This is a genomic window from Novosphingobium lindaniclasticum LE124, assembly GCF_000445125.1.
Classification (GTDB): domain Bacteria; phylum Pseudomonadota; class Alphaproteobacteria; order Sphingomonadales; family Sphingomonadaceae; genus Novosphingobium; species Novosphingobium lindaniclasticum.
In genome coordinates this window covers 33,489-47,392 of sequence record NZ_ATHL01000054.1, presented here as the reverse complement: position 1 = coordinate 47,392, position 13,904 = coordinate 33,489, and the positions used below count along the sequence as shown (strand labels likewise).

Below are 13,904 nucleotides of genomic sequence, written 5' to 3'. Positions count from 1 at the left end.
CCAGTGTTGTCGTCTGGGATCGCGACGTTCAGATCCGCCTCAGATCCGGAAGCAGGCTCAGTTGCCGCTGTCCTTGTTGACGCTGCTGGCGGCATCCTGCGCGGCATCGCCGACCTTGTCCGCAGCGGCGCCGACATTGTTGGCCGCTTCGGTGATCGCGCCGTCCTTGGCGGCTTCGCTCTGCGTGCCCTGGCTGAACAGATAGATTCCGCCGACGACCGCAATAAGCAGAATCAGCGCCATGATGATCCCCGTGGCGCCGCCCGAGGATCCGCGCTCGCGAATGATCGTCGTCGTGGTGTTGGGTGCCTCGGGAGCGCGCTCGGTGGTTACCGTTTCATCAGCCATGATGGCCTCCTCTCCAGTTCCTGTGACGGGTGAATAACGCGAAAGTCTGGATCCGGTTGCCGCTTGCTCAAGGCGCTGCCCGGATCCGCTTCGCTTCACCAGCCCCCAACGCGCGATATCATGCCTCGGGTCTGTCCGCGATTAGCCCCTAAGGCTACAGAAGCGAAAGTTGACCATCCAGCGACGGTCGGCGGAACCTGGAACTGTCCAGCGCGATGTTCGGCCGCGAAAATCCCATTCGCGTCATGGCCAGCTTGAAGCGGCTTCTGAAAAGGTCTGCCCAGACGCCGCTCGGCCGCATGCGCGTGAAGAAGTCCGGGTCGTTGTCCCGCCCGCCGCGCATCGACTGGATCGTGGCCATGACTTTGCCGGCGCGATCCGGAAAATGCGCGTTCAGCCATTCGCGAAAGAGCGGAGCGACTTCATGAGGCAGGCGGATCATGATCCAGGTTGCGCGACCGACTCCCTGAAAACTGGCCGCTTGCAGAATGTCTTCGAGGTATTGGTCGGTGATCGACGGGATGACCGGCGCGATCGAGACGTGACAAGGCACTCCGGCTTCCACCAGCCTGCCAAGAGCCGCGATCCGCTTGACCGGCGCGGCGGCACGAGGTTCCAGCAGGCGCGACAATTTAGCATCCATGCTCGTCACCGAGATGCCTACTTCCACAAGATCGAGGGCGGCCATTTCGGCAATCAGGTCGAGATCGTGCAGCACGCGGTCCGACTTAGTGGTGATCGTTACGGGATGGCGGGTTTCGAGGCAGACTTCCAGAACGCTACGCGTGATCCGGTAGCGCCCTTCGATCGGCTGGTAGGGATCGGTATTCGTCCCCATGGCGATAGGTGCGGGATGATAGGCGGGCTTGGCAAGCGTTTCGCGCAGCAGCCGTGCCGCCTGCGGCTTGGCGAACAGCCTGGTCTCGAAGTCGAGGCCTGGGGAAAGATCGTGATAGGCGTGAGTCGGCCGGGCGAAGCAATAGATGCAGCCATGCTCGCAGCCACGATAGGCATTGATCGAGCGATCGAAGGGAATGTCCGGCGACTTGTTGAACGACAGGATGGATCGGGGATGCTCGTCGGTGACCGTGGTCGCGGGGTGGCGGGGAGGGCCGTCGAGATCTTCCACGACATCCAGCCAGTCTCCGTCAGCCTCCCGCTGAGGAAGGTTGAAGCGCTTGCTTGCCTGGCCGCTGACGGCGCCTCTTCCCTTGTGAGCCTGCATGCGACTCATATGAACAAATAGAGAACAAAATGCAAGCGACCGACTCGCGGCATCGATGTGAAGACGGGGCGGCATTCGGGTCCACGAAGCAAACCTGCAAAAGAAAACCCTCCGGCCTTGCGGACGGAGGGCTTCTTCGAACTCAGGTTCGGATGTGTGGGATCAGGCCCAGCTTGCCATCCTGGCTTCGAGGTTCTGCACGATGGCCTCGAAGAACTGCTCGGTGGTCATCCAGTTCTGATCGGGACCGATCAGCAGGGCAAGGTCCTTGGTCATCTTGCCGCTTTCGACGGTTTCGATGCAGACCTGCTCCAGCGTCTCGGCGAACTTCACCACGTCCGGCGTCTCGTCAAACTTGCCGCGGTAGGCGATGCCGCGCGTCCAGGCGAAGATCGACGCGATCGGGTTGGTGGAAGTCGACTTGCCCTGCTGATGCTGGCGGTAGTGACGGGTCACGGTGCCGTGGGCGGCTTCCGCTTCGACGGTCTTGCCGTCGGGCGAGAGGAGGACCGAGGTCATCAGGCCGAGCGAGCCGAAGCCCTGCGCGACGGTGTCCGACTGCACGTCGCCGTCGTAGTTCTTGCAGGCCCACACGAACTTACCCGACCACTTGAGCGCCGAGGCGACCATGTCGTCGATCAGGCGGTGCTCGTAGATGATCTTGGCTTCGGCGAACTTTTCCTTGAAGCCTTCGTTGTCGAACACTTCCTGGAACAGGTCCTTGAAGCGGCCGTCATAGGCCTTGAGGATGGTGTTCTTGGTGGAGAGGTATACCGGCCAGCCAAGGTTGAGGCCGTAGTTGAACGAAGCGCGCGCGAAGTCGCGGATCGATTCGTCGAGGTTGTACATCGCCATGGCGACGCCCGGAGCCGGGAAGTCGAACACGTCGAGGTCGATCTTCTCACCGCTCTCGCCGTCCCAGACCAGGCGCAGCTTGCCGGGGCCGGGGATCAGGGTATCGGTGGCCTTGTACTGGTCGCCGAAAGCGTGACGGCCGACGACGATCGGGTCGGTCCAGCCCGGAACCAGGCGGGGGACGTTCGAGATCACGATGGGCTCGCGGAAGACGACGCCGCCAAGGATGTTGCGGATCGTGCCGTTGGGCGACTTCCACATCTTCTTGAGGTCGAATTCGGTGACGCGGGCTTCGTCGGGGGTGATCGTTGCGCACTTGACGGCAACGCCATGTTCCTTGGTCGCGTTGGCGGCGTCGATGGTGATCTGGTCACCGGTTTCGTCACGCTTCTGGACCGAGAGATCGTAGTACTTGAGATCGATGTCGAGGTAGGGGAGGATCAGCCGTTCACGGATCCATTCCCAGATGATCCGCGTCATTTCATCGCCGTCCATCTCGACGATGGGATTCTTGACCTTGATTTTTGCCATTCCGGAAAACTCCCCTGAGTGAGAATTGGGGGTCTCTTAGGCAGGCGCGGCACGGCTGGCAAGGCGGGTCACAGCCAGGGCGCCCGCTTTGCGCAGTGGCGGAGTTGCAGCGCTTGCACGGTTTCCAGCTTGACGGAAACGCGCGCGCGACAGCGGCGTCATCTCTGCCGTTTTGTTCATGTCTAGAACGAGAAAACCCCGCTAGGTCAGCGACCTGCGGGGTTCTCGAATGGTGGGCGTAGCAAGGATTGAACTTGCGACCCCTACGATGTCAACATAGTGCTCTACCACTGAGCTATACGCCCACACCATTCGGTCGGTCCGTTGCGGCTCCGTAGTGCCGCTCGGTGGAGTGGGCCTCTAACGGTGGAGCCGGGGGTTGGCAACCGGTTTTTTCAAAAACTTTCACGGAGCCGTGGGCAGCCCTGTGGATAGCGTCGATCAGAGCTGCGCGTGTTCCGAAAGGCCGAAAAGTCGCTGAACTTCCATTACGATATCCCGCAAATGGAAGGGCTTGGACAGCACTTTGGCATGCGGGGCCTCGCGGCCGGCGCGCAGCGAGACGGCGGCGAAGCCGGTGATGAACATGACTTTCGTGATCGGCGAGACTTCGGCGCAGCGCTGCGCCAGTTCGATCCCGTCCATTTCCGGCATGACGATGTCAGAGAGCAGAAGGTCGAAATGCTGCGTTTTCAGATAAGGGAGCGCTTCGGTGCCGCGATCGACGGCCAGCACGTCATAGCCTGCGTTTTCCAGTGCGCGGGCAAGGTAGGTGCGCATGGCCTGGTCGTCTTCGGCAAGCAGGATGCGGATCATCGCGTTTTCATATCCAGATTCGTGGTCGGTTAACGGGCGGCAGTCGCACGCTCTTCGGCGGTGCCACGTTCTTTATGAGCCAAGGCATAACGCCTGTCTGGTTAAAATTCTCGCTCCCAAATTAATAGTGACCGGGAACGGGACGCTTTGACAGGGATGGGCGAAAGCGGCAGCCTAGCGGCCATGATCGACTCATTGCGCGAGGACAACTCGCAACAAGGCGGCGGGGGCAGCATCCCCGGCACTCCCGGCATTCCCGCCTTCGTTCTGGAAGCGCTTGAGCCTTCCGACGTCCCCGTGCTCATCGCGGCTCCTCATGCGGGTCGGGCCTATCCGGCGCGGCTGCTGAAGGACATGCGTCAGCCGGAGATCGCCGCGGCGAGGCTGGAGGATCGCTTCGTGGACCGCGTGGCCAAGGCGGTCGCGCGGGAGATCGGCGCGCCCTTGATCTTCGCACAGGCGCCGAGGGCGATGATCGACCTCAACCGTGCGCCGGACGATGTCGATTGGGAAATGCTCCCGCGCAACGCTCGGCCGGTTGGGCTTCGTGCGCTGCAGAGCCGCCGGGTACGGAGCGGGCTTGGCCTCGTCCCCCGCCGCCTTCCGGGATTGGGCGACATCTGGCGCGGTCGTCTTGCGGAGGGCGATCTCCAGGCGCGGATCGATTGCGTGCACGAGCCTTATCACGCCGCGATCACGCGTTCCCTGAACGTCTTGCGGGAGCGCTGGGGCGCTGCGCTGTTACTCGATCTTCACTCCATGCCGCCGCTCATGCCGCGGCCCGGATGCGAGCCTGCGCGCTTCGTCGTGGGAGACAGGTTCGGCGCCAGCTGCCACGGCAGCCTGGTCGCAACGACCTTCGCCCATTTGACGGGAGAGGGTTGGGCGGCGGCGCACAACCGTCCTTATGCAGGGGGGTACGTTCTCGATCGGCATGGAAAGCCGGGCGAATCGATCCATGCGTTGCAACTGGAAATCGACCGCAGCTGCTATCTCGACTCCCGGCTTCTGGAGCCGGGTCCCGGCATGACGGATATTGTCGGATTGCTGGCGGGCCTGGTTCGCGGCCTTGCCGCTACGGTCTGCGAGCTGGCACAGGACCGAGGCGGGCGAGGCTGGGCTCAAGCTGCCGAATAAGGCGCGCGAGCGGCCGGAGTGCTTCCATGGTCATTAAAAAACCACCTCGCGCGATGCGCGAGGTGGCCAAGGTTCAGGGAGGAGGTGCACGATGTGCACCAGCCTGACCGGGCCATGAGGGTAGCGCCGACCAGGTAGCCCTAACATAGCAAGCCTGATCGGACATTCAACCCCTAGAATGAGGCCATCAATAGATGTTTTGCAAGCGTCGGTTTCTAAACCGTAGCATAAAGGAGTGGAGGTGTGACAAAATTGTCATAAACCTCCTCTCCAAAATGCTGGCTTCAGGCGCTCGGCAGGACCTGCGGGCCCTTGCCCTGCGAAACCTGGCGGCCGAAGATCTCGCGAACGAGGTCGAGTGAGAAGAGGTGCGCGTAGATCAGCGGCAGCATGCCGTTCTGGTTCCACTGGCGCAGCACGTCGCCGCGCACTTCGCGCAGCTTGGTCTCGTCGACCATCTGGAAGCCGCGATAGGTAAAGGGCTGGCCGGTGCCGATGTCGATGTTCAGCTCGCCGTCCATCAGCAGGTTGTGCTTGGCCAGTTCGGCCATGAAGTTGGCGGTCTTGGTGCCGGCGATCTCGAAGTTCTCGCAGAACTTGAGCATGTTCGTGGTGGCTTCGGTCGGCTCGGTGCCGTCGAACAGGGCCTGGCCGTCTTCGCCTTCACCCACGAGATCGCTGGTCGGGTCGATGCAGAGCGACAGTTCCTCGGCATCCGGGCGCAGGCGTGCCAGCATAAAGGGGTAGCGGCGCGCGTAGGCGGGGACGTAGACCGGCGTGTTCACGGTGCCGTCTTCGTCGACGTAGACGTTTACGCCTTCGTTCATGCCCATGAGCACCAGCGGCACGGGGTTTTCGCCGGCCGTGAAGATGATTGGGAAATTGCGCTGCGCTTGCGGGAATTCCTCGACCGTCAGCGGAACCGAGTTCACGCCGACGAGCCAGGTGGCCTTGTCGGTAGAGCGGGTCTTCCACGAGGCGTGCTGCTGCGAGTTGAGCGGCACGAGGTCCTTGTAGAACAGGGGCAGGGCAGGATTCTGCGGCGCGGTGGCCATTGCGTTACTCTCCGCAAGACAGGGAAATTTTGAAGGCGTCGCTTTAGGGGCTGGAGGCCCCCTGCGCAAGCGCGCAGCCCGCCGGAACGGGGATATTGCGCGAGTCGTACCACGCCGGCGAATCGCCGGCGCGCTGGTGGTCAGATCAGCTTGCCGGGATTGAGCAATCCCCGCGGATCGAGGGCCTGCTTCACCGCGCGCATCATGCTCAGCGAAACCGGATCGCCCAGGCGCGCCAGTTCGTCGCGCTTGAGCTGCCCGATGCCATGCTCGGCCGAGATGGAGCCGCCCCATTCCGTCACCAGATCGTGCACGTAACGGCTGATCGCCTTGCCTTCGCTTGCCTGCCATGCCGGGCCGTCGGTCACTTTGGGGGCGATCGCATGATAATGCACGTTGCCGTCGCCCAGATGACCGAAGGCGATGGCCTCGGTGCCGGGCCATCTGGCCTCGATCATGGGAATCGTGGTTTCCACGAAGTCCGGCATCTTCTCCACCGGGACCGAGATGTCGTGCTGTACCGCCGGGCCGCGCGCCCGCTCGGCGGGAGATATCGATTCGCGCAGCAGCCACATGGCTTCGGCCTGGGCTTCGCTGGCGGACATCGTCGCATCTTCGACAAGTTCGGCCTCGAAGGCTTCGGCCATCATCGTCTCGCAGCGGTCGCGCAGGGTGGCCGCTGCCGCCCGGTCCGCGACGACTTCGATCAGGACGTGCCAGGCATGAGGCTCCGCCAGGGGCGCGCGGGCATCGGGAAGGTGGTCGAGCACCGCTTCCAGGCAGGCCTGGGGGAGAACTTCGAAGCCTTCCAGGGCGTCACCTGCCGCCGCCTCGCAGTGAAGGAGCAACTTGCGGGCCATGCCGAGCGAGGAAACACCCGCCCAGATCACCACCCGCTCGGCCACGGCGGGCAGCAGCGCCAAAGTGGCGGCCGTGACGATGCCCAGCGTACCTTCCGATCCGATAAGCAGTTGCTTGAGGTCGAAGCCGCGATTGTCCTTCTTGAGCGGCGTGAGCATCGAGAAGATCTGCCCGTCCGCCAGGACGGCTTCCAGTCCGAGCACCAGAGCTCGCATCGAGCCGTGACGCAGCACCTGGGTGCCGCCTGCATTGGTGGAGATCAGCCCGCCCACCGTTGCCGAGCCCTTGCCCCCCAGCGAAAGCGGAAACCGCAGATCCTGCGCTTCGGCTGCTTCGTGAAGGGCCTGGAGAACGACGCCGGCCTCGCAGGTGACTTGCCGGGCCTCGGCATCCAGGGTGCGGATCGCGTTCATTCGGCGCAGGGAGAGCAGAAGTGCCTTCCCGCTCGAATCGGGCGTCGCGCCGCCCGACATCCCGCTGTTGCCACCCTGCGCGACGATCGGCACACCGTGTCTGGCGCAGAGCCGCACGATCTCCGCGACTTCCAGGACATTGGCGGGCGAGGCAAGGGCGATCGCCGCGCCCGTGTAGCGACCGCGCCAGTCCGTGAGCCAGGGAGCGAGGAGATCGGCATCGGCCGTGAGACCGCGCGCGCCGAGCAGGTCGGCGGCTTCTGCGAGAAAGCTGTCGGTATTGGTCATTTGTGGGCTATGGCACAGGCGCAAGGCAGTTTCATCAGCACTCTTTTGGACTTAGTCGTTTGCGAAGCGTTGCGCGAAGTTAAGCGCTGGTTCAAGCTCTTGCTCTATGGCAGCCAGGACGTGCGCCCGGGGACCGTTCCTTTTTCATGAATCTCGCTTCTGTCCTGCTCTATCCGTTTGCGCTGCTGCTTCCTGCGGTCGGGCTGGGGCATGGTGGCGCGCAGGGCGGGCGGGGCAAGCAGGAAGATCGCCGGGAACCTGCTGCCGCGCCGATCTCCGTGCCGGGCATCAGTGCGACGCAGGGCTATGCCTGGCCTGACTACTCAGCTTTGCCCTCCTCCGGTGGCTGGCGGTCTGCCGCCGACGCGTTCGCGCATGTCGAGCCGGAATCGTCGTGGCAGGTGCGAATCGAACAGCGCATGACGATCCGCGTAAGCCCCCGCGCACAGATGCCGACGCGACCGGACATGCTCATGGGCATGCCCGGACGCGGCGATGAGCGGCCCCGCTATTTGGAGCGGAAGATCGGCAAATGCCTGCCGATGTCGGGTATCGCGGGGGTTCAGCCCGACGGTCAGAGCCGGCTTCTGCTGTTCATGCGGGACCGCCGGATCGTGGGCGCGGAACTGGAGCGAGGCTGCCGCGCCGGGGCGTTTTACTCGGGCTTCCTGCTGTCCCGCACGGCGGACGGGCAGCTCTGCATCGACCGGGACGAACTGCTGTCGCGTAGCGGCACCAGTTGCAAGCTGGCGAAGATTCGCCAACTGGTAGCCGCCGGTCGCTGACGACCCTTCGGATTCGAGAGGCAAACCCGCCTGTTCAGGCGATCGATGCGAGGAAACCGTCTGCATAGTGCCGGCCGGGCGCGGATTTCCTTGACTTCTGCGGTATTTCCCGACTAGGCGGCGCGCAGGTGTACGATGGGCATGCGCGTGGTTCGTTTGATTCGAGGCTCGCAGCAGCGCCGCGACATAATCGAAGTACCCCGCAATCTCGCACGACTCCTGCCTATGAGACTTGTCTGTCTATGAACTTTGCCGATCTCGGCCTGTCTGACGAACTGTTGCAAGCGGTTGAAACCGCTGGCTATAGCGAGCCGACTCCCATCCAGGCCCAAGCCATTCCGCCGGTCCTGATGATGAAGGACCTCATCGGCATAGCTCAGACCGGAACCGGCAAGACGGCCAGCTTCGTGCTGCCGATGATCGACGTTCTCGCCCATGGCCGGCGCCGGGCGCTGATGCCGCGATCGCTGATCCTCGAACCGACGCGCGAACTGGCTGCGCAGGTTGCCGAGAACTTCGAGAAGTACGGCAAGAACCACGATCTCAAGATGGCGCTGCTGATCGGCGGCGTACAGATGGGTGACCAGATCAAGGCGCTTCAAGAAGGCGTCGACGTGCTGATCGCCACGCCCGGCCGTCTGATGGACCTGTTCGAGCGCGGCAAGATCCTGCTTACGGGATGCGAACTGCTCGTCATCGACGAGGCGGATCGCATGCTCGACATGGGCTTCATTCCCGATATCGAGACGATCTGCTCCAAGTTGCCCACGAATCGGCAGACGCTGCTGTTCTCGGCAACGATGCCGCCGGTGATCAAGAAGCTGGCCGATCGCTTCCTGTCCAACCCGAAGTATATCGAAGTCGCTCGCCCGGCGACCACGAACACCAATATCGTCCAGCACAAGGTGGCCGTGCCGACTCGCAAGAAGCGCGAAGTCCTGCGCCACCTCCTGCAGACCGACGACGTTTCCACCGCCATCGTTTTCGCCAATCGCAAGACGACGGTGCGCGAACTGGCCAAGAGCCTGAAGCGTCATGGTTTCGCTGCCGGCGAGATTCACGGCGACATGGACCAACCCGCGCGTCTGGCGGAGCTTCAGCGGTTCAAGGACGGATCGATCAACATCCTCGTCGCATCGGACGTTGCCGCGCGCGGTCTGGACGTGAAGGGCGTAAGCCACGTCTTCAACTTCGACACGCCCTGGCACCCGGACGACTACGTCCATCGCATCGGCCGTACCGGTCGCGGCGGCGCTTCCGGGCGGGCCTTCACGTTCGTTGCGCCTGAAGATGCCGAAGCGATCGACAATGTCGAGAAGCTGACCGGCGGCAAGATCCCCGTCTATCAGATGCCGGCGGAAGAAACGGCTCCGGCCCCGGTTCGCGAAGAGAAGCCGCGTGGGGAAAGGCGCGAACGTACGCCTGCCCGAGCGGAAGCCGCTTCGCGCGCCGATGCGCCGCGCTATGACGAGCGGGCCGAAAGCCGCGAGGAACGCGCGCCGCGCCGGGATAGCCGGGGCGAGGAACAGCGCCGTGAACGCCGCTCGGATGGAAACCGCTCGCGCCGCCGTGAAGCGGAACCCGCCGACGATGGCTGGAACGGTCCGATCCCTGAGTTCCTGCACGTCTCGGCGCTGGCCTGACGGCACCCGCGCCGAAGACGCCGCCGCGCGTCTTTGGCTTGACGGCAGAGCGTCCGACCCGGCCTGATCGCGCTTGCCCGGCGGCCTCCACCCGTGCCAGACTGTCCATCAAGGTCGTCGGCAGCGGGGGATACATGAAGATCAGGCACATACTGGCGTTTGCCGGAATGCTCACGACCTCCTGTGCCGTCCTGGCGGAACCCGGAACGGAAGTGCGCATCGAAAGCGGTACTCTGGCCGGTAGCGCCGAGAACGGCGTAGCCAGTTGGAAAGGTATCCCTTTTGCCGCGCCGCCGGTGGGGCTGCTTCGCTGGCGCGCGCCGCAGCCTGCCGCATCCTGGGCGGGGACGCGGGCCGCAACCGCCTATGGGCATGACTGCATGCAGAAGCCGTTCGACGGAGACGCCGCTCCGCTGGGAACGCCACCTGCCGAGGACTGCCTTTACGCCAACGTCTGGCGACCTGCCGAAACGCGGGGAAAGCTGCCCGTCGTGGTCTGGATCTACGGAGGCGGCTTCGTGAACGGGGGCGCCTCTCCGACGACCTATTCCGGCGCGGAACTGGCGCGGCAGGGCGTTCTGTTCTTCAGCTTCAACTACCGTGTCGGTCGCTTCGGCACTTTCGCGCATCCCGCACTGACCAAAGCCGGCGAAGACGGTGGGCGGATCGGCAACTACGGCTACATGGATCAGCTGGCGGCGCTGCGCTGGGTGAAGCGCAATATCGCGGCATTCGGCGGCGATCCGGATAATGTCACGATCATCGGCGAAAGCGCGGGTGGCATGTCGGTGAACACTCTGGTGACGTCCCCGGAAGCGAAGGGATTGTTTCACAAGGCCGTGGTGATGTCGGGCGGCAACGGCACGAGTCTTGCCGAAGCCGACCTTGCATCGGCCGAGGCCGTCGGTGCCCGCTTCGGGGAGGGGAAGGGCATCGCACCGCAAGACCCGCAAGCCCTGGCCAAGCTGCGCGCGCTGTCCGCGGAGCAAGTGACGGACGGATTGAACCTTGCCGCGATGTTCGCGCCATCGGGCCAGCCTCGCACGTTCTCCAGTCCTTTCGTGGACGGTCGGCTGGCCGTCGACCAGCGAGCGGCTTACGCGGCAAAGCGCTTCCACCACGTTCCCATGATGATCGGGGCGACCAGCGACGACATCGGCGGCATTGCCGGAGGCATGATCGCCGGTGCGCGGCAGGTGTCCGGGCTCGTCGCCCAGGCGGGCATTCCGGTTTACGAGTACCGCTTTTCCTACGTCGCCTCGTCCCTCCCCGCAGGCAAGGGCGCTGGCCATGCCACTGACATTCCATTCTTTCTCGGCACGCAGGCGATCAAGTATGGCGATCGTACGAGTGCGCGGGACAACGCCGTCGGGCGCACCGTCAGCGGCTATCTCGTGAACTTCGCGAGAACCGGCGATCCGAACGGTGGGACGCTTCCGAAGTGGCCGGCGCGATCGAAGGACGGCGCCGAACTTCTCGAGTTCGCACCCGACGGAACGGCGACGTTCAAGCGCGATCCATGGCTGAGCCAGATCCAGGCGGCGCCGGCCAAGGCAGGCCTGTGAAGCGGCTCAGCCGGCAGGCTTGACGAAACTGTCGAGCACCCGCTTGCGCCCGGCCTGTTCGAAATCGATTTCCAGCTTGTTGCCTTCCTGCGAGATCACCGCGCCGTAGCCGAACTTCTCGTGAAATACGCGGCTGCCGATCTCCACATCGGTGCGCGGCTTGGCGGCGAAGCTGGCGGCACTGCGCGTGGACTCAGCGATCTTGCGAGGCGTCGTATCGAATTCGCGAGCGGCGGCGCGTTGCCAGCCCGGCCCGCGCGTAATGGTGCGAGCAGGCTGCGCGCGCGCAACTTCGGCAAACGGATCCGCCATTTCCGACCATTGCGCCCGCCACAGCGAAGCGCCGCCTGACAGGGTCGTTTCGCTTTCGACGTGATCCTCGGGCAATTCCGCGATGAAGCGGGACGGAATCGAACTGGTCCACTGGCCGTAGATGCGGCGATTGGCGGCATGAAGGATCGTGCATTTGCGCCGCGCGCGGGTGATCGCGACATAGGCCAGGCGGCGCTCTTCCTCCAGGCTGGCGAGTCCGCCTTCGTCCATCGCCCGCTGCGAGGGGAAGACGCCTTCTTCCCAGCCGGGCAGGAACACGTTGTCGAACTCCAGGCCCTTGGCAGCGTGCATGGTCATGATCGTCACCTTTTCCTCATCGGAAGCGGCATCGTTGTCCATGACCAGACTGACGTGCTCGAGGAAATCCCCGAGCGTCTCGTATTCCTCCATGGCGCGAGCCAATTCGACGAGGTTTTCGAGGCGCCCGGCCGCCTCGGGCGTCTTCTCGGCCTGGAGCGCATCGGTGTAGCCGCTTTCGTCGAGCACGTTGCGCAGGAGGTCGGCCGGGTTCTCCGTTCCGGCAAGATCGCGCCAGCGCGCGAAATCGCGCATCAGGGAAAGGAAGGTGTTGCGGGCGCGGGCCGGCAGCTCATCGGTATCGGCAATCTCGATGGCAGCCATGGCGAGCGGAATGCCCCGCCGGCGAGCGAGCGTATGCAACGCCTCCAGCGCCTTGGCGCCAAGGCCGCGCTTGGGCGCGTTGTAGATGCGTTCGAAGGCAAGGTCGTCGGCAGGCTGGGCGATGACGCGCAGATAGGCGAGGGCGTCGCGGATTTCGGCGCGTTCGTAGAAGCGGAAGCCGCCGATGATGCGGTACTTCATGCCGATCGAGATGAAGCGGTCCTCGAACTCGCGCGTCTGGTACTGGGCGCGCACGAGAATGGCGACCTGATCCAACGGTGCGCCCTGGCGCTCGAGCCGCTCGATCTCGTCGCCCACGCGGCGCGCCTCCTCGGGCGCGTCCCACACGCCGATCACCCGGACCTGCTCGCCGGGGTGTCGCTCGGTCCACAAGGTCTTGCCGAGACGCTGGGTATTCTCGCCGATCAGGCCCGAAGCGGCGGCCAGGATCTGGGGCGTGGAGCGATAGTTCTGCTCCAGCCGGATGACCTTGGCGCCCGGAAAATCCTTTTCGAACTTGAGGATATTGGCGACTTCCGCCCCGCGCCACGAGTAGATCGACTGGTCGTCGTCCCCCACCACGCAGATGTTCTTGCGCTCCTGCGCGATCAGCCGCAGCCAGAGGTACTGCACTTGGTTGGTGTCCTGGTACTCGTCCACCATGACGTATTTGAAACGCTGCTGATACTGTTCCAGCACTTCGCGGTTGGTGCGCAGGATATTGAGCATGTGCAGCAGCAAATCGCCGAAGTCGCAGGCATTCACGGCCTTCAGGCGGTCTTGGTAGAGCTGGTAGAACTTTTGTCCGCGTCCATTGGCATAGGCTTCGTTCTCGCCGGCATCCAGATCGGCGGGATTGAGTCCGCGATTTTTCCAGCGATCGATGCAGCCGGCGAGCTGGCGGGCGGGCCAGCGCTTTTCGTCCAGCCCTTCGGCCTGGATGAGCTGCTTGAGCAGGCGAAGCTGATCGTCGGTGTCGATGATCGTGTAGTTGGGCTGGAGACCCACCAGTTCGGCATGGCGGCGCAGCATCTTGGCGGCGATCGCGTGGAAGGTGCCGAGCCAGGGCATCCCTTCCACCGCCGGACCGATCAGGTGCCCGACGCGTTCGCGCATTTCGCGCGCGGCCTTGTTGGTGAAGGTGACGCAGAGAATTTCGCTGGGCCAGGCCAGACGGCTGCGGACGAGATGCGCCAGCCGGCGGGTGAGCGCCGCCGTCTTGCCGGTGCCTGCCCCCGCTAGCATGAGAACGGGGCCTTCGGTCGTCAGCACCGCGTCCCGCTGCGGCGGATTGAGGCCTTCGATCAGAGGATCGGAGGGTGCTTGGGGCGAGGAGGATTGCAGATCGTTCACCCGTGAACATCTAGGGAACGGCATGTCGTGACGCAAGGCCGGTTCGTCGCAGCCCCGGAACAATCCCCCTGCGCG

Annotated in this window: 11 protein-coding genes and 1 tRNA gene; 4 read left to right on the top strand and 8 right to left on the bottom strand. The window is 64.0% G+C overall.

Translation table 11 applies throughout. The annotated features are described in order from the left end of the window. Window positions 1-57 precede the first annotated feature (57 nt). The 5 genes from L284_RS31990 to cpdR all read right to left on the bottom strand — a co-directional run bounded on the left by L284_RS31990 (window position 58) and on the right by cpdR (window position 3,775). The gene (locus tag L284_RS31990; RefSeq protein WP_021233386.1) at window positions 58-348 is read right to left on the bottom strand and encodes a hypothetical protein; all 291 of its coding nucleotides are present in this window, start codon (window positions 346-348) and stop codon (window positions 58-60) included. A gap of 154 nt (window positions 349-502) precedes the next feature. Beyond that, entirely contained in the window at window positions 503-1,573 is a 1,071-nt protein-coding gene (locus L284_RS31985) for a PA0069 family radical SAM protein (protein ID WP_021233385.1), read from the bottom strand. A gap of 162 nt (window positions 1,574-1,735) precedes the next feature. After that, window positions 1,736-2,959 carry an NADP-dependent isocitrate dehydrogenase gene (locus L284_RS31980; RefSeq protein WP_021233384.1) on the bottom strand — a complete coding sequence of 408 codons (1,224 nt, stop codon included), beginning with the start codon at window positions 2,957-2,959 and terminating at the stop codon, window positions 1,736-1,738. 230 nt (window positions 2,960-3,189) lie between these two features. Continuing rightward, a tRNA-Val gene (locus L284_RS31975) sits at window positions 3,190-3,264 on the bottom strand. Window positions 3,265-3,400: 136 nt separating this feature from the next. Further along, a complete protein-coding gene (gene cpdR, locus L284_RS31970) occupies window positions 3,401-3,775 on the bottom strand; it encodes a cell cycle two-component system response regulator CpdR (protein ID WP_021233383.1) in 375 nt (124 codons plus the stop codon). A gap of 183 nt (window positions 3,776-3,958) precedes the next feature. Here cpdR and L284_RS31965 point away from each other — a divergent pair, with 183 nt between their 5' ends. Then, a complete protein-coding gene (locus L284_RS31965; RefSeq protein WP_152524631.1) occupies window positions 3,959-4,912 on the top strand; it encodes an N-formylglutamate amidohydrolase in 954 nt (317 codons plus the stop codon). A 284-nt stretch (window positions 4,913-5,196) separates the two neighbouring features. Here L284_RS31965 and L284_RS31960 read toward each other — a convergent pair whose 3' ends face one another. Both L284_RS31960 and L284_RS31955 read right to left on the bottom strand, forming a co-directional pair. Further along, window positions 5,197-5,967 (bottom strand): SapC family protein, encoded by a 771-nt coding sequence (locus tag L284_RS31960; protein ID WP_021233381.1) that lies wholly within the window; start codon window positions 5,965-5,967, stop codon window positions 5,197-5,199. A 140-nt stretch (window positions 5,968-6,107) separates the two neighbouring features. Continuing rightward, window positions 6,108-7,529, bottom strand: coding sequence for an FAD-binding oxidoreductase (locus L284_RS31955; protein WP_021233380.1), 1,422 nt, complete (start codon window positions 7,527-7,529; stop codon window positions 6,108-6,110). Window positions 7,530-7,675: 146 nt separating this feature from the next. On the opposite strand from L284_RS31955, the gene L284_RS31950 reads away from it, so the two are divergent. From L284_RS31950 to L284_RS31940, 3 genes are all read left to right on the top strand, one after another. Then, window positions 7,676-8,314, top strand: a complete 639-nt coding sequence (locus L284_RS31950; protein ID WP_021233378.1) for a hypothetical protein — start codon at window positions 7,676-7,678, stop codon at window positions 8,312-8,314. 242 nt (window positions 8,315-8,556) lie between these two features. Further along, window positions 8,557-9,957, top strand: a complete 1,401-nt coding sequence (locus L284_RS31945) for a DEAD/DEAH box helicase (RefSeq protein ID WP_021233377.1) — start codon at window positions 8,557-8,559, stop codon at window positions 9,955-9,957. 134 nt (window positions 9,958-10,091) lie between these two features. Further along, window positions 10,092-11,522, top strand: a complete 1,431-nt coding sequence (locus L284_RS31940) for a carboxylesterase/lipase family protein (RefSeq protein ID WP_031341773.1) — start codon at window positions 10,092-10,094, stop codon at window positions 11,520-11,522. A 6-nt stretch (window positions 11,523-11,528) separates the two neighbouring features. Here L284_RS31940 and L284_RS31935 read toward each other — a convergent pair whose 3' ends face one another. Further along, the gene (locus L284_RS31935; protein WP_407635834.1) at window positions 11,529-13,853 is read right to left on the bottom strand and encodes an ATP-dependent helicase; all 2,325 of its coding nucleotides are present in this window, start codon (window positions 13,851-13,853) and stop codon (window positions 11,529-11,531) included. Window positions 13,854-13,904: the final 51 nt, after the last annotated feature.

What these genes read in the sequence shown, in the direction of transcription:
- L284_RS31960 (WP_021233381.1), bottom strand. Translation starts at nt 5,967, where the DNA reads ATGGCCACCGCGCCGCAGAATCCTGCCCTGCCCCTGTTCTACAAGGAC.
- cpdR (WP_021233383.1), bottom strand. Translation starts at nt 3,775, where the DNA reads ATGATCCGCATCCTGCTTGCCGAAGACGACCAGGCCATGCGCACCTAC.
- L284_RS31980 (WP_021233384.1), bottom strand. Translation starts at nt 2,959, where the DNA reads ATGGCAAAAATCAAGGTCAAGAATCCCATCGTCGAGATGGACGGCGAT.
- L284_RS31990 (WP_021233386.1), bottom strand. Translation starts at nt 348, where the DNA reads ATGGCTGATGAAACGGTAACCACCGAGCGCGCTCCCGAGGCACCCAAC.
- L284_RS31945 (WP_021233377.1), top strand. Translation starts at nt 8,557, where the DNA reads ATGAACTTTGCCGATCTCGGCCTGTCTGACGAACTGTTGCAAGCGGTT.
- L284_RS31950 (WP_021233378.1), top strand. Translation starts at nt 7,676, where the DNA reads ATGAATCTCGCTTCTGTCCTGCTCTATCCGTTTGCGCTGCTGCTTCCT.
- L284_RS31935 (WP_407635834.1), bottom strand. Translation starts at nt 13,853, where the DNA reads ATGCCGTTCCCTAGATGTTCACGGGTGAACGATCTGCAATCCTCCTCG.
- L284_RS31965 (WP_152524631.1), top strand. Translation starts at nt 3,959, where the DNA reads ATGATCGACTCATTGCGCGAGGACAACTCGCAACAAGGCGGCGGGGGC.
- L284_RS31985 (WP_021233385.1), bottom strand. Translation starts at nt 1,573, where the DNA reads ATGCAGGCTCACAAGGGAAGAGGCGCCGTCAGCGGCCAGGCAAGCAAG.
- L284_RS31940 (WP_031341773.1), top strand. Translation starts at nt 10,092, where the DNA reads ATGAAGATCAGGCACATACTGGCGTTTGCCGGAATGCTCACGACCTCC.
- L284_RS31955 (WP_021233380.1), bottom strand. Translation starts at nt 7,529, where the DNA reads ATGACCAATACCGACAGCTTTCTCGCAGAAGCCGCCGACCTGCTCGGC.